Below are 18,387 nucleotides of genomic sequence, written 5' to 3' on the forward strand. Positions count from 1 at the left end.
GTTTTAATTCCTGAATGGTTCAAGAAGTGGTGGGTCGTGAAGGATTCGAACCTTCGACCAATTGGTTAAAAGCCAACTGCTCTACCGACTGAGCTAACGACCCATCTTTTAGTTTTAATTCCTGAATGGTTCAAGAAATGGTGGGTCGTGAAGGATTCGAACCTTCGACCAATTGGTTAAAAGCCAACTGCTCTACCGACTGAGCTAACGACCCACTTTTTATCTCAACTCGGCCATGCCGTGCTGAGGGCGCCTATAATACCGTTTTCCATTTCTCATGCAAGTGCAATAATCGGTTTTTTTTTTGTTTGGCCGAAAAACAGCCTAAGCCTGCATTTTTTCTAATCTTGAAGAGCAAAAAAGCGCTTCAAGATCACAATTTATTTAAGAGAGGCTAAGCTTTTTTTAGCTAGGATGGCATCTGAGCTTTTTGGATACTCATTTAATACACGGCGATAATATCGTGCTGCGAGTGCTTTATCATTTTGCTGTTCAGCAATTTTGCCAAGTTTCATCATACTGTTAGGACTCTTGCTAGAATCTGAATGCTTGTTAATTACAGTTTGAAACGCTGACTTAGCTTCTTTGAGTTGTCCTTTATTGAACAACAACTGCCCCAACCAATAATTCGCATTAGCGGCATAAGATGAATCTGGGTAGGTTTTTATGAACTCTTGAAATGCAGGGATAGCTTCATCATACTTTCTTGACTTCAAAACCAAATTAACCGCTCTTTGGTAGCTATCTGTCTCAGATAAAGTAGTGGATGTAGCAACATCATTTGTATTCGTTATGGTTTCTGCCGAAGTTGAAACCGTTGAAGTAGCAGGTTGAGCCTGTAACTTCGAAAGTTCATCATAAAGCTGACGTTGACGTTGTAGCATTTGCTCAATTTGATAAGCCTGCTGCTCATTCAAACCTCGTAAATCTTGTACTTCACGTTGCAACTGCTCCAAGCGTTGCTGTGTTTCTAAAGATCCTTGTTGGCGAGCTTTTACAATTCGTTCTAAACGAGCAAGGCGATCATTACTTGATCCACCAGCAATATCCTCAACAGGCGAAGGCGCAGCATGTGCTGCGCCTACGCTTAGGAAAATTGCCGTAAGTAATACGGCTTTTTTCATTATGTCACTCCTGACTTACTTTAATCAGTTTTGATTAAGTGTATTAGTAAACTAAAACTGCACGACGGTTTTTAGAGAATGCAGCTTCAGTGTGTGAATCATCAAGCGGTTTTTCTTCACCATAGCTCACAACACTCATTTGGCTTAGCTGAACACCCATACCTTGTAGGTACTTCATTACAGACTTAGCACGACGCTCACCCAGTGCGATGTTGTACTCTGGAGTACCACGCTCATCAGTGTGTCCTTCAATAAGCACTTTTACGTTTGGGTGCTCAAGAAGATAGTTACCATGAGCTTGTAAAATATCAGCATAACGACCTTGGATTTCGCTACGGTCGAACTTAAAGAAAATTATATTTTCTTGACGAAGCTCAGCTTCTTGCTTTGCTTGTCTTTCTTCTGGAGTCAGAATCGCATTTGCACTGCCGGTTTCAACACCGTTACCGCTTATTTCAGTGCCGTTAGTACCATTTGTACCAGCTCCATGAGCTGACTCTGAGTCAGAAGTCGAGCTACATGCACTGATCGCTAAAACTGGTAGTGCTACTAACATAGCTTTTAACGTCTTATTCAGATCCATCATCTGTTCCTTTTAAATTAATATTGTAAAAATGGTGACCAGGCTGGAGATTTTACTTCACCCTGACCGACTGGCAATCTTGCTTTAAAGCGACCATCCATAGACACGGCTGCGAGAACCTGCTTTCCTTGGAATACTGTACCATATATTACCATAGTGCCGTTAGGCGCAATACTCGGTGACTCATCCAAATGAGTTTTGGTCAAAACCTGTATAAATCGGGTTTTCAAATCCATTCTAGCGATATGAAACTTGCCGTTAGTGCGGTTTACAAACACCATACTTTGACCGTCTGGTGTAACTTCACCACCAAGATTCCATTCACCCTCAAAAGTAAGACGACTTATTTTGCCTGATACTAAATTCACTTTGTAAAGCTGTGGTCTACCTCCCCTTTCAGAGGTAAATACTAACGATTTACCATCAGGGTACCAAGATGCTTCAGTATCAATGGCATAATGATTCGTAATTCTACGTAAACGCTTGGTTGCAATATCTAAAATATAAATATCCGGCTGTCCGTCTTTTGAAAGCGTCACAGCGAGTTTTTTGCCGTCTGGCGAGAAACTCGGTGCTCCATTGATACCCTTGAAACTACTTACAACTTGGCGCTGCTGAGTAAAAATATCTTGGATAACAATTTCAGCTTTACGGTTTTCAAACGAAACATAAGCTAATTTACGGCCATCTGGTGACCACGTTGGAGACATTAATGGCTCCTTAGAACGTAGTAACATGGTTTCATTATAACCATCATAATCAGCAATCATGAGCTGATATGGTGATGGCTGGCTTCTATCGACAACAACATAAGCAATTCGAGTTAAGAATGCACCGCGGATACCCGTGAGTTTCTCATAAACTCTGTTACTGATCATATGAGCATATGAACGAAACTGTTTTTCAGAGATCAGCACTTCGCTACTATCAAGTATTAAATCTTGTGGATTCAATAGTTTTTTATCTTGTGGTAGCTGCGACTTGATCAAATCAATCAACTGAAAGTTAACTTGATACTGATCATTACCATACGGTTTAATATGACCGACTAAAAGTGCTTCTGCTTCCACATTCGCCCACTGACTGCTGCGAAAATCGGCAATACTGCTAATGTTCGCTTGTGGTAATGATAAGCTATTAAGAGGACTAAAGGTGCCACTACGTGTTAAATCAGATTTAACTACGTCCGCTAACTGTTGCGGCGCTTGACCGGGTCCATCCCAAACAAATGGCATAACAGCAATGGGTCTTGCTGCATCAACACCATCGGTAATAACAATATCTAATGCAGCTTTTGCTGGAGCTGTAATAACAACAGCAAATAAAAATAGCCACTTCCCAAGTGTTTTCATATCGATCCTCAATTGAAATCTCGTAATTTCAAAAATATAACTAATTTATTTCAGGTGAAACTTTTAAATTTATATCTTTCATCTCGTTATAAACATTCGCATCTGGCGAAACCGGTAATCGACCCGCTTTCGAAATAGCTGCTTTTGCAGCCCTACAAACAATGGTATCTCCACCAAGAACATTTGCAGAAATGACAAAACCGTCTTGAGCTAAGCGAATGTTTACACGGCAACTTTTACCTTGCATCGATTGATCGATCACAAGATTACGCTGAATTGTTTGTGAAATAAGCGCCTTGTACTTTTCAACTTCACTTAATACTTGTCGGCTTCTCGTTTTATTAAGCGACGCTTGTTCTTGCGCTAATGCATCTGCAAGCTCTTTTTCTTGCTGGGCTTTACGTGCGGCATCTTCTTTTCGTTTGCGCTCAGCAGCTTCTTTACGTTTACGTTCATCTGCCGCTTTTTTTGCTGCTGCTTCTTCGCGTTTGCGTTTATCTGCAGCTGCTTTGGCTGCTTTCTCTGCAACACGACGCTCTTGCTCTTTTTGCTTGCGCTGTTTTTCAGCTTGAGCCGCTTTTTGCTTCTCTTGCTGCTGCTTTAACTTAGCCGCTTTAGCTGCAGCCGCCGCTTTATCTGCCTCATTTTGTTTCTGCTTGCGCTGTTGTTCAAGCTTTTTAATTTTATTCTGCTCTTGTTCACGTGCTTTTCTTGCTTCATCAAGCTTTCGCTTAACTTCAGCTTGGCGATCACGTTCTTTCTGTGCAGCGTCAGCTTTTTGTTTGCGAATCTTAGCAACTTGTTCCTCAACGTCTTGTTGACTCACTACAACAGCTTTTATTGCAGGAGCAGAAGCAGCTTGTGGAAGTGCTTTCGGCTTCTCGTCAAAGTTCACACTTACAGCTAATGCGGCAATAACACCGACATGAACGACTAAAGAGACAATTAAAGGGACTGAAAATGAAGACTTTTCTGCCATCTATTTCTCCTCCGGAGAATCAGTCATAAGTCCTACAGATGGCACACCTGCACCTTGTAATGTTGTCATCAATTGAATAACACGATCGTAAGGAATATTTTTATCAGCTTTCACAACCACTGGTCTTTCTGGTTCAATTTGTATAAGTGCAGCAACTGAAATAGCAATACTTTCTAATGTTTTCGGAGCACTTGCAGCTCCGTCACCATCACTTAAAAAATAATCACCTTGTGCATCAATAGAGGCAACAATCGGCGGCTTACTGTCAGCTGGCAACACTTCTGCCTTAGCTGAAGGTAAATCCACTTTTACACCTTGACTCACAATTGGCGCAGTAACCATGAAAATAATCAACAGTACCAACATTACATCAATGTACGGCACCACATTGATTTCAGCGACCGGCCGACGGCGCTTACGTTGATATACCTGCATTAAGCCTGCTCCTTCTTGCTATAGGCTTGACGATGAAGAATGCTTGAAAACTCTTCCATAAAGTTTACATATGACATTTCCAACTTTTCAACATGAGTCGTAAAACGGTTATAAGCAATAACGGCAGGAATCGCTGCAAATAAGCCCATTGCTGTTGCAATCAAAGCTTCAGCAATACCAGGAGCTACCATAGCCAATGTTGCGTTTTCGACTGCACCTAGCGCAATAAAGGAATTCATGATCCCCCAAACTGTCCCAAAAAGACCAATGTAAGGGCTGGTTGAACCAATGGTTGCTAATAGCGGTAAATGAGTTTCGAGCTGGTCAATTTCACGAGACAGTGAAACGCGCATGGCTCTGCCGGTGCCATCCATTACCGCTTCAGGCATATTGCCACTGATCTTCATTAAACGTGAATATTCTTTAAAACCAGTAACAAATAAATTCCCCATACCTTTGTTATCATCACCTCTCGCAGAAAGCTCTTTAAAGAGATTATTTAGATCAACTCCAGACCAAAATCGATCTTCAAATTGTCTAGAATGTTTTTTAGCTGAAGTTAATAATCTTCGACGTTGAATAATGACAGCCCAAGACATTACTGATAAAGCTAAAAGGGTAAGCATTACCAACTTTACAAGTAAACTCGCTTGTAAAAACAAGCCTAAAAAAGAAATATCAGCGTGCACTCATTAACTCCTGAACGATATTTTGTGGGATTGCTTTTGGGCGCATTTTCGATAATGCGATACAAGCAACAACTACAGAAGCTTCACAGTAACATTTTCCGCTGTCATCAACTAAAGACTGTTGGAATATCACTGAAGCTTTTTTCATTTCTGTAATCTTAGACACCACAATTAGATTTTGTTCAAACTTTGCTGCAACTTTAAAATCAATATCACAACGTTTAACAACAAATGCGATGTCTTGCTTGAGCAACTCACTCTGACTTATACCAAAACTTTTAAACCATTCTGTTCGTGCGCGTTCAAAAAAGTTTAAATAATTCGAATGATATACAACACCACCTGCATCAGTGTCTTCGTAATAAACGGAAATAGGCCAAGAAAACATAAAACCCAATAAAGAATCTTAAAAAATAAAACGTTAACTATACCTATTGCAGTGCACTTTGTGAATTGATTCTGCTGAGATTAATGGTGCATTTTGAAGAGTTAGTTCCTTCTGGACTGATAATGCTTATTTTTGCTTCTTATTTTTATTTGAATGTTATTTTTTTGCATGTAAATTAGCGCTCTATTCAAAATACAAAACTCACCACCTACAACACAAATTAAATTAATAACAACCAGAAGTGATTAATTATGCAGTTAACAATAAAAGCCTTTATTATCAATGGTTGAAGGCGAACACTAAAATTAAACACAACGCTTATGGATTAGTTTTTCTAATCTACATGTATAATTTTTCTCGCTTGTTGAATAGCCAAATCAGCAATAAAATGCACTCGTTTTCAGGAAGGACTCGCTGAATAAGCAAGTTATGAAGACAAGAACATTTGTCAGGTGTGCCAAGCACGGCTGATTTCCCTGGTTCTTTTATACTGACTTCCCTACCTTCAATTTGTTGATTGTATTGTGCATTACTTTGCCCGCTTACTTTAAGCGGGCTTTTTTTTGTCTATATGATTAATAATCATTAATTAACGTCTATTGAATTGATTAAGTTATCATTTTTCCTAATATGAAATTGATTCGGTTTACTAATGGCTTCAGCAGACATCAGCGTAACTCAATCTAATGATGATGCTTGGTTAATGTGTACAGATAAATATGGGGGATGTGAAGAATATTCTCTGACTAACATTGACTCAGAATTACTTATCCTAAAAACCACATTGGAATCACATTTTAGTACTTATCAACCTCAACACTTAAACTTGGCTGATAAGCTTTATTTACACATACATAATTTATCAACTGTTTCTGCTCAGTATCGTGAATTAAAGATTCAGTTAGATCTTTTAAATTCACTACTTTCTTCGACAGAAGTTGAAGAACAAAAAAAAATAGAAGTTCTCACTGAGTTATCTAAGCTATTGGAAAGGAAAGAACCCACTGTCGAACTGCAAAGACTTGTCGTTATCTTAAACTTTAATAGAGTTAAACTTAGTGAGCACCTAGAGCTTGCAGAAGCACAACTCCTCAAAGAAGCCAAAACAACTTTTAGAAAGAAATTTACCGATGATATCTCAGATGATCAATTGGATAAAATAGCATTGTATTTTGGCTACCCAATATCTTCAGAGAAGGTTTTAATTGATGACTTGGGAATAACACCTACAGAACGATTTGGCGAAATACTTTCGGATGTTATGTCCCCTGGTTCTTTATTTTTGTTTGCTTCAATGAATTTGAGTAAATCCATTTCGGATGAAAATTTAGATGAGAACATAAAAAAAATAGAACTGCTTAGATTATCTGAGTCAACGAACCACGAAGACTGTCTAACAATTCTACCTATTAACCGTGGTGATTTCGTCCCAAACGAGACGCTAATAAAACCACGAAACATAGCAAAACTTTTATTCCCTTTACTCATCAATCGAGCTTGTCCGCTATTAAAACCGGATGATGAAAATTGTGTTCAATTCCAACAAGAAAAAGTTGGAGTTCTTTGTCTCTCAAACACTGTTTTCTTAGAAGGATATTTGCAGCAAGCAGAGCCTTGTAAACACTTAACGGTTGATGCTTTAAAAAAGCCCTCATTACAAAATGCGAGTAACAAACATCAGCTCTTATTTCATAGGCACTTGCTTCTTCAGGTACATGATTCGACCTCTCTCTCTGAATACCTAAGAGAGTTGAATGATGCCACAGAGCTTCCTGAAACTGTCGTGCAGGAAATAAAATCTATGCTGTTTCATCATTTTAAAGAGAGAAAAAAGAGTACATACGTTAAAGGGTTTCCACCAGAGATAGATTTTGATTTTTTAGAGCTTGCGCAGATCATTGAATCAGAAAACTTTATAGTAAAGTTAAAAGCAATTGAAAATGAAAAAAATGAGTCTCAAAATAAGTTTCATAGACTTGTAAGGCTATTACAAGGTATAGGACACGATTCATTTTCAAATACAGAATTGCAAAGTACGTTATTCACTGCAATTAAAGATTTTTTAGATATTCAACATGTTAGTTCACAAGATATTCAAAAGATTGCTGAACAGTTACCTATACAATCTCAAATTCTCTGTACACATATACAAGAACTTTGTTTCAATCACTTATGCAAAGAGATTGAGGGCTTCGAGAATGTTGAGAGCGAAATTTCCTCGTTGGTATCTATTCCTAATTTTTGTATTCAAGACACAGAAAAATATAAGACTATTTGCGAGAAACACCAAGCAAGGTTTAAAGGCATAATAAACCAAAAAGATAATCAAGAACTAAAACAAATAATCGAACTTCTGGAAACTAAAGATTTAATCACTTCAACATTAGGAAAAAACTTAAACTTTATCTCGGATATTCATAAGCAGTTCTGTCAAAACTTGGAGAGTGCTCAAACACTTGATGAGTTACAAGCTCAAATGGAAATGATTACACCTAAGTTATCATACTTTGATGAGCCACTGTCGAAACTCATCAAAGATAGCTTCATCAATCGTTTATTAAAATTCAACAGCTCTGAACTATTAAATCTAAACGTTGAATTACTCAGAGCTAATGCAAGTGAGCCTGATTTAAAAACAGTGTGGAATATAGCTATTCAGGATGATAACCCTGCTCTAATCTCATTACTCCATGACAATGGCCTAGATAAAAAGCTAGATGATACTCTCTATCTTGAAAGCATTGACGACGCCATCAAAGGCAATAAATTTAAATGTTATAAAATACTCGTCAATCTTGCAAAAGATAAAATAGAGCAAAGCAATTCAGCACTCTCTGGACTGATTCATCAAGCTATTAAACACAAGACAACTGAGTATTTAGAACCATTAAGGTTTTTCAAAAACTTTAAAGAAAGTTGTCGAGAAAAAGTGAATGGTAGCACTGCCTTTTTAAGAACAATCACTGACAGCAGCGAAGAGCAAGCTGAATGGTTTTTAAAACACTGCCCAACAGTCATTGAAGACAAAGATGACTCTTATCAAACTGCATTTCATCTTGCATGTAACTGCGAAGAAACAGAAATTTTAAAAAGATTAATTCCTCTGGATACAGAAGATGAACTTATCAACCATTTTGATAGTAATGGCCTGTCGCCTTTGCTCATGGTTTGTAAAACAGGAAAAGGAACGTTTGTATCCGAGCTACTTAATTGTTCACACTTAGATCTAAGTGCTTGCGAGGCACAAACAGGTAGGAGTGGCTTGCATTTAGCAGTCGCTGAAGGAAAAGAAAGTGTTATCCGAATACTTCTAGACAAATCAAAAGACCTTCTCCATTCAGAAGATAATAATAATGAAACCCCCATTGGGTTAGCACTAACACTCGGTCAATTTCAAATGATAGATCTATGTCTAGCAAGTTGTTCTGATTTTGATTTTTCGTTGCCAGTTAGCAAAGATAAGCCCCTTATGGCTGCAATATGTAGCTCACCAACTGCATACCAAGGTGAGTACTTAACTAAAGCCTTGGAACATACAGATTTAGATAAACGTTATGGTGAGCAACACCTGAGCATTTTTCATTTAGCAGCTGCATCAGGCTTTTATTTTAAAGAGCTTTGCAAAGATGCGAGCGTTGAACAAATTTCTGCCAGAGATAATAATGGCATTATCCCAATGCATATCGCTGCAACTAACGGCAATGTGGAAGTTTTTGATGCCTTAGCCAAAAAGAGAGCTAACATTCAAGCGCTATCATCTAATCCTAATGGTAAAAACTCACTTCATTTCGCTGTTGCTTCAGGGCAAATTAAGTTCGCTGAAGCAGCTTTTCAAAGAGGAGTAATGCATTCAACTACTGCGCAAGATTTAAAAGGACTTCTCTGTACTGCAGTCGAAAACAACCGAGGCGAAATGGTTAAGTTTTTATTGGAAAGGTGTCAATATAAAAAACAATTTTCAGCTCTTCTTCAAGATAAAAGTATTAACCTTGTAATGCTAGCTTCTGAACATGACTCAGAACGAGTGATTAAACAGCTACCGCAATCTTATATTAAAGAATGCTTCAATCGTTCATCGAAATTTAATCCATTCATGATGGCTGCTAAACTTAATCATTCAAAAACCGTTGAAGCAATAATCACTAATTGCCCAGAAGAGTTAACTCACAGAACTGAGGAGGGTTTAACTGCTGCGCATGTTGCGGTCGAAAATAACTCTATTGAAGCGCTTAAAGTAATGAGAATACACACAAGCTTGTTTACTGAAGCCATTAATGCACCTTCCTCTACTTACTTTAGTTATACACCATTAATGTTTGCCGCAAGCTTAGACAAAAAAGATGTTTGTATGCTATTAGTGAACTTTAACGGCGCATTACAAATCAATGATAAAGGATTCAATTCTGCTCATATAGCAACAATACATAATTCACTGCATGCCATTCAGGCGTTTGATAAATCTATGCTTGATTCAGCAATAACAAACGACTCAGGGTGGGCAGGATATACATGTCTGCATATAGCGGCATTTAATGACTCTGAAGATATGGTTAGGCAATTGATTGCATTATCTGTAGCACAGGACGTTGGACCATATAACCATGGTGATTTAGCCTATGTACCATTAGCAATTTGTGCAATAAACGGCTCATATAAGGCTGGGCTAGAACTATTGCAGCACACTAAATGCTTAAGTGTTTTATTCAGCAAAGCTGATAAAATAAGTGATGAATTATCGACTCTAAAACGTGGCAATTTCACAAACAAAAAAGAAGTCGAGAAGCATGCATTTAACACATTGAAAACAAGAGTTTATAACTTAGACTATAATCTTTTTCGCTATGCGATATGGAAAAAGTTTCCAAACTTTAACCCTTAGTCTTCAAATTTAAATAAAATTTGATCATTAACGATAAAACTAACCGTTTTTATTTATTTGAATAATTACACGACGGTTTTTGGCCCTAGAGGCTAGCGTATCGTTGGCAGCAATATGCCTTTCTTCACCATGACCTTTTGTTACGATTCTATTTTGTTGAATACCGCTTTCCATTAAATACTTTTTGATCAAATCTGCACGTCGTGTAGAAACTCGTTTATTGGCGCTTCGACCACCATAACTGTCGGTATAAGCATCCACTAAAACCAGCTCAACTTCAGGTTCATAGGATAAATATTCTTGAATGCGATCCATTTGTTGTTTTGAAAATCGAGTTAACTCAGTACTGTTTGATTTAAAATTCAATACTGTAAAAGCAATATCATTGAATGAATAAGGCAATAAGTTTGATAAACAACGCTGAAATTGACTGTATTTATGATGAAAATTCGCTGCAGAGAGCCCTACTGCCACTCGTTCAAATTTATTATACCAATCAGAATAATAGAAAGTCGGCTGCATCCCTTTAGACAACTCATTAAGCATGGTCCAAGCTTCAGCTTTTGGTACCTCACCATTAAAATATCTTTGGTAAGTTATTTCAGTGAGTTTTTTATCTGGAATACCAGGGCGCCAAATAGGAGCGCGACTGACCAATTCAGCCTTGGTGACCTTTTCTGGTTTACGCCACATTTCTAGCATAAAGTCTAAATTCAACTTTTTACTGGCTTGGCTAGAAAAAACTGCATTGCCATACATAGGAATATTATGCTCTAAACGGCAAGAAACTGGATTATTTTGCGTGATCCGCCATTGAGAATTATCAAGAGATGCGACGAAATGACGAAGCTCTGCACTCACCGTAAGCGGAGCACAGCATAAAGCAGTCAATAATATTCGTCGCAGCATAATATTTCTCTTTTTTTGATATTACTTTTGTTATCGACCAGTTTTTTCGAAGCTTTAGTACATAAAACAATCAAACACACATGACACATAAGCAGCAATAACAGATAATATGTTGCAATAATGATTTATAAAACATCGGCAGATAATGAGCGATATAGCAGAACATAACCTATTAAAAAATCGATTCCGTGGCTACTTTCCTGTGGTTATTGATGTAGAGACTGCGGGATTCAATAAAGAAACAGATGCGCTTCTAGAAATTGCCGTAACGTTATTAAAAATGGATGAGCAAGGCGAACTGATTCTCGATAGAACCTTGCATTATCACCTAGAACCTTTTGAAGGTTCGAATCTAGAACCTGAAGCATTGGCTTTTAACGGTATCGACCCGACAAATCCGCTTCGTGGCGCAGTTGATGAAAAAACGGCATTCAAAGAGATAGTCAAAGAGGTTAAAAAAGCTCAAAAGGCTTCAGACTGTCATCGAAGTATCATTGTTGCGCACAATGCAGCATTTGATCATGGATTTGTAACTAAAGCCTTAGAAAGAAATAGCATTAAGCGGACACCGTTTCACCCGTTTGCTACTTTTGATACTGCAGCACTATCTGGGCTCGCTTTAGGTCACACCGTTTTAGCGAAAGCTTGTCAGTTTGCAGGTATTCCTTTCGATAATAAAGAGGCACATTCAGCACTTTATGATACAGAAAGAACCGCTGAGCTTTTTTGCCACATCGTCAACAAGTGGAAAAACTTAGGTGGTTGGCCGCTATTAGCGAATGAAACTTCTGAAGATTAAAAGCAGTACTTAAGTTTCTGGCATTAAAAAGCCACCTAACAGGTGGCTTTTCTGTACTAAAGAACCGTTAAGGCATCATAGAAGGCTGATCAGCACCTTCTTTTTCAATCTCAACTGGCATCATATGCTCGCGATTAATTCCTAAACGAATCGCTAAGTAACTTGCCACGTAGATTGATGAATAAGTACCTACGATAATACCCATTAGCAATGCTGTCGCAAAACCATGGATCATTTCGCCGCCCTTCAAGAACAAAGCGATTACGGTAATTAACGTCGTTAATGTAGTAATTACAGTACGGCTCATTGTTTGAGTAATGGAAGTATTCACAACGTCTTCAGAAGAGCCTTTTCGCATCTTCAAGAAGTTTTCACGAATACGGTCATAAACAACAATGGTATCGTTAAGTGAGTAACCTACAACCGTCAATAAACCTGCAAGTACAGTCAAATCAAATTCAAGCTGTAATACGGAGAACACACCTAAAGTTACAATAACGTCGTGTCCAAGAGCCGCAACAGAACCAGCAGCTAAACGCCACTCGAAACGGAACGATACGTAAATAAGGATACAAATCAGTGCGATAAGAACCGCAAGACCACCTTGTTCAGCAAGCTCTTTACCAACTTGCGGGCCTACGAATTCGACACGTTTTTGAATCACGCCTTCATCAAGTACTTTTGCCACTTTCATTACTTCAGCAACTTGCACGTCGCTTTTAACGCCTTCCTTAACTTGAAGACGTATAAGCACATCGCGAGTAGAGCCAAAGTTTTGAATAACAGCACCTTGAGTACTTTCATGATCAAGGTTTGCACGAAGTTTTGTTAAGTCAACCGCATGGTCAAACTCAAGCTCAACAACCGTACCGCCAGTAAAATCCAAACCCCAGTTAATGCCTTTAGTTGCAAGCGACACAAACGAAGCTGCAATTAACACCATCGACAAAATACTGATTGGAACAGCGTGACGTAAGAAATTGACCGTGCCTTTAAAATTTAAAATTTGAAACATAATCAATCTCTCCCTAGATGCTCAACGTCTTCTGACGCTTACCGCCCCAGATAGCATTTACAACTGAACGAGTACCAACAATTGCTGTGAACATAGAGGTTGCAATACCAATCATTAAGGTAACCGCAAAGCCTTTAACCGCACCAGTACCAATAGCGAATAGGATTAGTGCTGTTAGGAACGTCGTGATGTTCGCATCTGCGATGGTTGAGAACGCATTACCGTAACCTTCACTGATCGCTTGTTGCACGCTTCGTCCAGCACGTAGCTCTTCACGAATACGCTCGTAAATCAGCACGTTACCATCTACTGCCATACCAATGGTTAATACCATACCCGCAATACCTGGAAGCGTTAATACAGCGCCTAACATAGACATTACACCAACTACCATCACTAGGTTTAGTCCTAGCGCTAGGTTGGCAATAAAACCAAATGCACGGTAGTAAATCAGCATAAAGAGTAAAACAATCGCTGTACCCCAAAGCATTGCTTGAAGGCCGTTATCAATGTTTTCTTGACCAAGGCTTGGGCCAATTGTTCTTTCTTCAACGATGGTAACTGGTGCAATCAGAGCACCTGCACGTAACAACAGAGCTAAGTCTTGTGCTTCTTCCAGTCCAAGACCATTGATCACGAACTTACGACCTAATGGTTCATTAATCGTTGCAACAGAAATAACTTCTTCAATCTTTTTCAGCTTCACCGTACCATCAGGATTACGCTTGCCACTGTCTTTGTACTCGATGAATAACGTTGCCATCGGCTTATTAACGTTTTTACGAGTCACTTGAGAGAAGATGGTTCCACCTTTCGCATCAAGACCAATACTCACCTGAGGGCGGCTGTATTCGTCAAAGCTTGGTTGTGCATCAGTAATGTGATTACCTGTGAGCATCACTTTCTTTTTAAGCACAACAGGTTGACCCGTACGACGCTTATAAAGAACGCTTCCTGCAGGTACTCGGCCAGCTACAGCAGCGTTTACATCGGCTTTTTCGTCAACCATTCGGAATTCAATCGATGCCGTCGCACCCAGAATTTCTTTGGCACGAGCGGTGTCCTGAACACCTGGTAATTCAACAATAATACGATTGGTACCTTGTCGTTGAACAAGAGGTTCTGTCACCCCTAATTCATTAACACGGTTACGAATCGTCGTCATGTTTTGTGAAATCGCATCTTCACGAACTTGACGTAAAAAGTTTTCACTCATTACAGCCAATAACATGGGTTGAGTATCAGTAGATACATCAGTGAATACCATGTCATTGTTGGTACGCTTTAAGAAGAACTCTGCTTTAGACAGCATATCAGCATCGCGGAATTTAATTTCAACACCACGAGGCTTAAGACGAACGCCTGAATAACGAATTTTTTCTTGACGAAGTTGAGTTCGGAATTCAGCAACTTGAGACTGTTCCATTTTACGAATGGCTTCTTTCATATCCACTTCCATTAAGAAGTGAACGCCACCACGTAAATCAAGACCAAGCTTCATTGGGCTGCCACCCATTGACTCAAGCCACTCAGGTGTTGCCGGTGCAAGGTTTAATGCAACTGTATACTTGTCACTTAAATTATCAGTGATAAGTTCTTTTGCTTTTAATTGATCATCTGCATGCGCAACACGAACCAACAATTGACCATTAGCCAGCTCTGAGCGTTTAACCTCAATGCCATTTTTTTGTAGGAGCTCGTTAACGTTTGCAAGAGTGGTACCCGTAACTTTAGCGCCACGAGTTGCCACAACCTGTACTGCAGGGTCTTCCCCGTAAAGGTTTGGCATAGCGTAGAACAAACCAATGGCGGCAAATAACACCACCATTATGTTTTTCCACATTGGATATTTATTTAACACGCATTAGCCCTCTTGGCTTACAGCGACTGAATAGAGCCTTTAGGCAATACCGCTGCAATATAGTCCTTCTTAATAGTGATTTGAGTCGTATCGTTTAAATCTAACAATACATAATCACTGTCATCGCTGATTTTAGCGATCTTGCCAAGAATACCGCCGTTAGTAAGTACTTCATCACCTTTAGAAATCGAGCTCATTAGGTTTTTGTGTTCTTTAACACGCTTAGACTGTGGACGGAAGATCATGAAATAGAAGATCAAACCAAACATCACTAGCATGAATACCAGTTCCATCGTTCCGCCTGATTGTGGTGCTGCGCCAGCAGCTGCGTGTGCATTTGAAATAAACATAAGTCTCTCTTTTCGTTTTCTTTATTAAAATTTTATTTTGCTTTAAATGTCACTCCAGCACATGCTGGAGTCGAGTCGCTTTAAAAAATAAAGTTACTGGATACCAACCTAAATTGGTACGACAAACTCAGCGTTAATCTTTCAGCTCTGGTACTTCCGGAACTTCCCGACCTTGGCTGGTGTAAAACTCGTGAACGAAGTCATCTAATGTACCTGCGTCGATAGCATCACGCAAACCTTCCATCAACATTTGATAGTATCTTAGGTTGTGAATGGTGTTTAATCGCGCACCTAGGATTTCGCCACACTTGTCTAAGTGATATAGATATGCGCGTGTGTAATTTTTACAAGTGTAACAATCACATTTTTTATCCAAAGGTGAGGTATCAGTTTTGTGTTTTGCGTTCCGGATCTTAATTACGCCTTCACTTGTGAACAAGTGACCATTTCGCGCATTTCGAGTTGGCATCACGCAGTCAAACATATCCACACCACGACGAACACCTTCAACTAAATCTTCTGGTTTACCGACTCCCATTAAATAACGAGGTTTTTCTTCTGGGATTTTTGGGCAAACGTGTTCAAGAATACGGTGCATATCAGGCTTTGGCTCACCAACCGCAAGGCCACCTATCGCATAACCATCAAAACCGATGTTTACCAGACCTTCTAAACTTTCATCACGCAAGTCTTCATAAACACTACCTTGAATGATACCAAACAAGTTATTTGGGTTTTCTTGACGATCAAACTCATCACGTGAGCGCTGCGCCCAACGCAAAGACATTTGCATTGACTTACGCGCTTCATCATGGGTTGCCGGATATGGTGTACACTCGTCGAAAATCATCACTACATCACTACCCAGTGAATATTGGATTTGCATCGACTTTTCAGCATCCATAAAGATCTTGCTGCCATCAATTGGCGAGCGAAAATGAACACCTTCTTCAGTAATTTTACGGATATCACCTAAACTGAATACTTGGAAACCGCCCGAGTCCGTCAAGATAGGACGTTGCCAGTTCATAAAGTCATGCAAGTCACCATGACTGCGCATGATTTCTTCACCAGGACGAAGCCACAAATGGAAAGTATTACCCAACAGGATATCAGCACCAGTCTCACGTACTTCTTCCGGCGTCATACCTTTAACCGTACCGTACGTACCTACAGGCATAAATGCTGGCGTTTCAACCGTACCACGTTCAAAGACTAAACGACCGCGACGAGCACGGCCTTCAGTTTTATCTAACTCGAATTTCATTTTCATATTTACTACAACCTTAAGCCAGAGAAACAGTCTGACGTTTTATGTTTGGCTTTGCGCCATTAAACAATTATGGCCGCTCACGGCAGCCACAAATCTAATTCTTTATGCTGTTTTACGAGTGATAAACATTGCGTCACCGTAACTGAAGAAACGATACTTTTCTTCAATTGCGTGCTGATAGGCATTCATCACATTTTGTTGATCAGCAAAAGCACTTATCAGCATAATCAATGTTGATTCAGGTAAATGGAAATTAGTTACCATGGCATCAACAACGTTAAATTCATAACCTGGATAAATGAAAATATCGGTATCAGCACTAAAGGCCGCTATTTTACCATGATTTGCTTTCGCTGCACTCTCTAGTGAACGAACTGAGGTCGTGCCCACAGCAATGACTCGTTTACCAGCTTTTTTAGTCGCTATTATTTGATCTACTACGTCTTGAGGCACATTCGCCCACTCAGAATGCATGACATGATCATCGACATCTTCAACACGAACAGGTTGAAACGTACCTGCGCCTACGTGCAACGTTACAAAAGCGATGTTTACACCTTTATCTTTTAATTTTTGTAATGTGTCATCATCAAAATGCAACCCTGCTGTTGGTGCTGCTACAGCGCCAGGAGTCTCGTTGTATACCGTTTGATAGCGCTCTTTATCTGAATCTTCATCTGGACGATCGATATATGGAGGCAGTGGCATATGCCCAACCTCTTCTAAAACTTCCAAAATAGTTTTATCACTTAGAAGTTCAAGTTCAAACAACGCATCATGACGAGCCAGCATTTTCATATGATGATCATTATCTAAATTAATGATGGCATCTACTTTCGGAGATTTAGAGCTGCGAACATGAGCGAGTATTCGCTTATCATCTAGCATGCGCTCCACAAGGATCTCTAATTTACCACCTGTAGATTTTTGTCCGAACAAACGTGCAGGAATGACCCGAGTATTGTTGAATACCATCAAGTCACCAGACTCAATAGAATCAATAAGATCAGTAAAATGCTTGTCGGCAACACAACCCGAATTACCATCAAGGGTAAGTAGACGTGACGCTGTACGCTTTTCTGTAGGATAACGAGCTATTAGCTCATCAGGGAGATCGAATGAAAAATCGGAAACTCGCATTTAACTGCCTCTAAAACTATAAACCTAATGAAACGGCGGCTAGTCTAGGGGCAGAAAGCTTTAAGATCAAGAATCAGGTATTTCTTTCTCTTGTTTTTCAGAGCCTTTTTTATCAACATTAAACGCTGAGTAATCGAAAGGTGTGCATTGAATTTCTTGAAATGGGATATCGACATACATTTTTACGTGTCGACTTTTTTCTTCTTTTTTACCAAAAAACTTTTTAAAAAAACTTTTCATCGTCCTTGAGCCTTTATAAATATTATTAGTAGAAACTTGCTTAATTTGTTAATGCGACACTAATTAGCGGTAACTTTAGTTAATTTAGTTAAAGTTTAGTGACTTAATAACAAGGTAAAAAGTAAGGAAATGATACATTATGGTTACAATTTGATTCAACTAAATTTAACAAATAAAAAACATACAAAAATATGTAATTCATTATAAAATCACATTACGAACACTTTAAACTGCAAGATAAACGTTAACTGGCATTAAAATCCATCTAAAGCAACTTTAACAGACCAATAAACCACTTATAACTTTTGGGAATCTTTTAGAATAAATTAAAAATCTACTTCTGTGATTACTTCTCGTTTAGTATTCTTTAT

Annotated in this window: 16 protein-coding genes and 2 tRNA genes; 2 read left to right on the plus strand and 16 right to left on the minus strand. The window is 39.0% G+C overall.

The window, feature by feature from the left end:
- Window positions 1–27: 27 nt before the first annotated feature.
- From AC1EU2_RS01110 to ybgC, 9 genes are all read right to left on the minus strand, one after another.
- Window positions 28–103 (minus strand) — tRNA-Lys (locus AC1EU2_RS01110).
- A gap of 35 nt (window positions 104–138) precedes the next feature.
- Window positions 139–214 (minus strand) — tRNA-Lys (locus AC1EU2_RS01115).
- Window positions 215–380: 166 nt separating this feature from the next.
- A complete protein-coding gene (gene ybgF, locus AC1EU2_RS01120) occupies window positions 381–1,124 on the minus strand; it encodes a tol-pal system protein YbgF (RefSeq protein WP_480296144.1) in 744 nt (247 codons plus the stop codon).
- A 43-nt stretch (window positions 1,125–1,167) separates the two neighbouring features.
- Window positions 1,168–1,707 (minus strand): peptidoglycan-associated lipoprotein Pal, encoded by a 540-nt coding sequence (gene pal, locus AC1EU2_RS01125; RefSeq protein WP_480296145.1) that lies wholly within the window; start codon window positions 1,705–1,707, stop codon window positions 1,168–1,170.
- A 17-nt stretch (window positions 1,708–1,724) separates the two neighbouring features.
- A complete protein-coding gene (tolB, locus tag AC1EU2_RS01130) occupies window positions 1,725–3,059 on the minus strand; it encodes a Tol-Pal system beta propeller repeat protein TolB (protein WP_480296146.1) in 1,335 nt (444 codons plus the stop codon).
- A gap of 40 nt (window positions 3,060–3,099) precedes the next feature.
- Window positions 3,100–4,038 carry a cell envelope integrity protein TolA gene (tolA, locus tag AC1EU2_RS01135; protein WP_480296147.1) on the minus strand — a complete coding sequence of 313 codons (939 nt, stop codon included), beginning with the start codon at window positions 4,036–4,038 and terminating at the stop codon, window positions 3,100–3,102.
- Window positions 4,039–4,473: a protein TolR gene (gene tolR / locus AC1EU2_RS01140; protein ID WP_129947147.1), complete on the minus strand. Its 435-nt coding sequence runs from the start codon at window positions 4,471–4,473 to the stop codon at window positions 4,039–4,041.
- On the minus strand, window positions 4,473–5,162 hold the full coding sequence (tolQ, locus tag AC1EU2_RS01145; RefSeq protein WP_480296148.1) for a protein TolQ: 690 nt from the start codon (window positions 5,160–5,162) through the stop codon (window positions 4,473–4,475). Before tolQ ends, tolR begins: the two co-directional genes overlap by 1 nt.
- Window positions 5,152–5,550, minus strand: coding sequence for a tol-pal system-associated acyl-CoA thioesterase (gene ybgC, locus AC1EU2_RS01150; protein ID WP_480296149.1), 399 nt, complete (start codon window positions 5,548–5,550; stop codon window positions 5,152–5,154). The genes tolQ and ybgC overlap by 11 nt, the downstream gene beginning before the upstream one ends.
- Before the next feature lie 652 nt (window positions 5,551–6,202).
- On the opposite strand from ybgC, the gene AC1EU2_RS01155 reads away from it, so the two are divergent.
- Window positions 6,203–10,429: an ankyrin repeat domain-containing protein gene (locus tag AC1EU2_RS01155; RefSeq protein WP_480296150.1), complete on the plus strand. Its 4,227-nt coding sequence runs from the start codon at window positions 6,203–6,205 to the stop codon at window positions 10,427–10,429.
- A 39-nt stretch (window positions 10,430–10,468) separates the two neighbouring features.
- On the opposite strand, the gene AC1EU2_RS01160 is transcribed toward AC1EU2_RS01155, so the two are convergent.
- Window positions 10,469–11,338 carry a flagellar protein MotY gene (locus tag AC1EU2_RS01160; RefSeq protein WP_480296151.1) on the minus strand — a complete coding sequence of 290 codons (870 nt, stop codon included), beginning with the start codon at window positions 11,336–11,338 and terminating at the stop codon, window positions 10,469–10,471.
- A gap of 145 nt (window positions 11,339–11,483) precedes the next feature.
- Between AC1EU2_RS01160 and rnt the strand changes: the two genes are divergently transcribed.
- Window positions 11,484–12,137 (plus strand): ribonuclease T, encoded by a 654-nt coding sequence (gene rnt / locus AC1EU2_RS01165; RefSeq protein ID WP_480296152.1) that lies wholly within the window; start codon window positions 11,484–11,486, stop codon window positions 12,135–12,137.
- Window positions 12,138–12,204: 67 nt separating this feature from the next.
- Here the strand turns inward: rnt and secF are convergent, their stop codons facing one another.
- The 6 genes from secF to AC1EU2_RS01195 all read right to left on the minus strand — a co-directional run bounded on the left by secF (window position 12,205) and on the right by AC1EU2_RS01195 (window position 18,016).
- Entirely contained in the window at window positions 12,205–13,152 is a 948-nt protein-coding gene (gene secF / locus AC1EU2_RS01170; RefSeq protein WP_480296153.1) for a protein translocase subunit SecF, read from the minus strand.
- A gap of 13 nt (window positions 13,153–13,165) precedes the next feature.
- Complete coding sequence (gene secD / locus AC1EU2_RS01175) at window positions 13,166–15,013, minus strand: protein translocase subunit SecD (protein WP_480296154.1); 1,848 nt, start codon at window positions 15,011–15,013, stop codon at window positions 13,166–13,168.
- A gap of 17 nt (window positions 15,014–15,030) precedes the next feature.
- Window positions 15,031–15,363, minus strand: a complete 333-nt coding sequence (gene yajC / locus AC1EU2_RS01180) for a preprotein translocase subunit YajC (protein ID WP_480296155.1) — start codon at window positions 15,361–15,363, stop codon at window positions 15,031–15,033.
- A gap of 133 nt (window positions 15,364–15,496) precedes the next feature.
- Complete coding sequence (gene tgt / locus AC1EU2_RS01185; protein WP_480297051.1) at window positions 15,497–16,630, minus strand: tRNA guanosine(34) transglycosylase Tgt; 1,134 nt, start codon at window positions 16,628–16,630, stop codon at window positions 15,497–15,499.
- 108 nt (window positions 16,631–16,738) lie between these two features.
- Window positions 16,739–17,776, minus strand: coding sequence for a tRNA preQ1(34) S-adenosylmethionine ribosyltransferase-isomerase QueA (gene queA / locus AC1EU2_RS01190; protein ID WP_480296156.1), 1,038 nt, complete (start codon window positions 17,774–17,776; stop codon window positions 16,739–16,741).
- A gap of 66 nt (window positions 17,777–17,842) precedes the next feature.
- Entirely contained in the window at window positions 17,843–18,016 is a 174-nt protein-coding gene (locus AC1EU2_RS01195; protein ID WP_480296157.1) for a hypothetical protein, read from the minus strand.
- Window positions 18,017–18,387: the final 371 nt, after the last annotated feature.

The sequence above is a fragment of the Parashewanella sp. 2304DJ23-3 genome (assembly GCF_056591695.1).

Coding starts and splice junctions, on each gene's coding strand:
- pal (WP_480296145.1), bottom strand. CDS start 1,707: ATGGATCTGAATAAGACGTTAAAAGCTATGTTAGTAGCACTACCAGTT.
- tolB (WP_480296146.1), bottom strand. CDS start 3,059: ATGAAAACACTTGGGAAGTGGCTATTTTTATTTGCTGTTGTTATTACA.
- secF (WP_480296153.1), bottom strand. CDS start 13,152: ATGTTTCAAATTTTAAATTTTAAAGGCACGGTCAATTTCTTACGTCAC.
- queA (WP_480296156.1), bottom strand. CDS start 17,776: ATGCGAGTTTCCGATTTTTCATTCGATCTCCCTGATGAGCTAATAGCT.
- tgt (WP_480297051.1), bottom strand. CDS start 16,630: ATGAAATTCGAGTTAGATAAAACTGAAGGCCGTGCTCGTCGCGGTCGT.
- AC1EU2_RS01155 (WP_480296150.1), top strand. CDS start 6,203: ATGGCTTCAGCAGACATCAGCGTAACTCAATCTAATGATGATGCTTGG.
- tolA (WP_480296147.1), bottom strand. CDS start 4,038: ATGGCAGAAAAGTCTTCATTTTCAGTCCCTTTAATTGTCTCTTTAGTC.
- ybgC (WP_480296149.1), bottom strand. CDS start 5,550: ATGTTTTCTTGGCCTATTTCCGTTTATTACGAAGACACTGATGCAGGT.
- AC1EU2_RS01195 (WP_480296157.1), bottom strand. CDS start 18,016: ATGAAAAGTTTTTTTAAAAAGTTTTTTGGTAAAAAAGAAGAAAAAAGT.
- rnt (WP_480296152.1), top strand. CDS start 11,484: ATGAGCGATATAGCAGAACATAACCTATTAAAAAATCGATTCCGTGGC.
- yajC (WP_480296155.1), bottom strand. CDS start 15,363: ATGTTTATTTCAAATGCACACGCAGCTGCTGGCGCAGCACCACAATCA.
- AC1EU2_RS01160 (WP_480296151.1), bottom strand. CDS start 11,338: ATGCTGCGACGAATATTATTGACTGCTTTATGCTGTGCTCCGCTTACG.
- tolR (WP_129947147.1), bottom strand. CDS start 4,473: ATGCAGGTATATCAACGTAAGCGCCGTCGGCCGGTCGCTGAAATCAAT.
- ybgF (WP_480296144.1), bottom strand. CDS start 1,124: ATGAAAAAAGCCGTATTACTTACGGCAATTTTCCTAAGCGTAGGCGCA.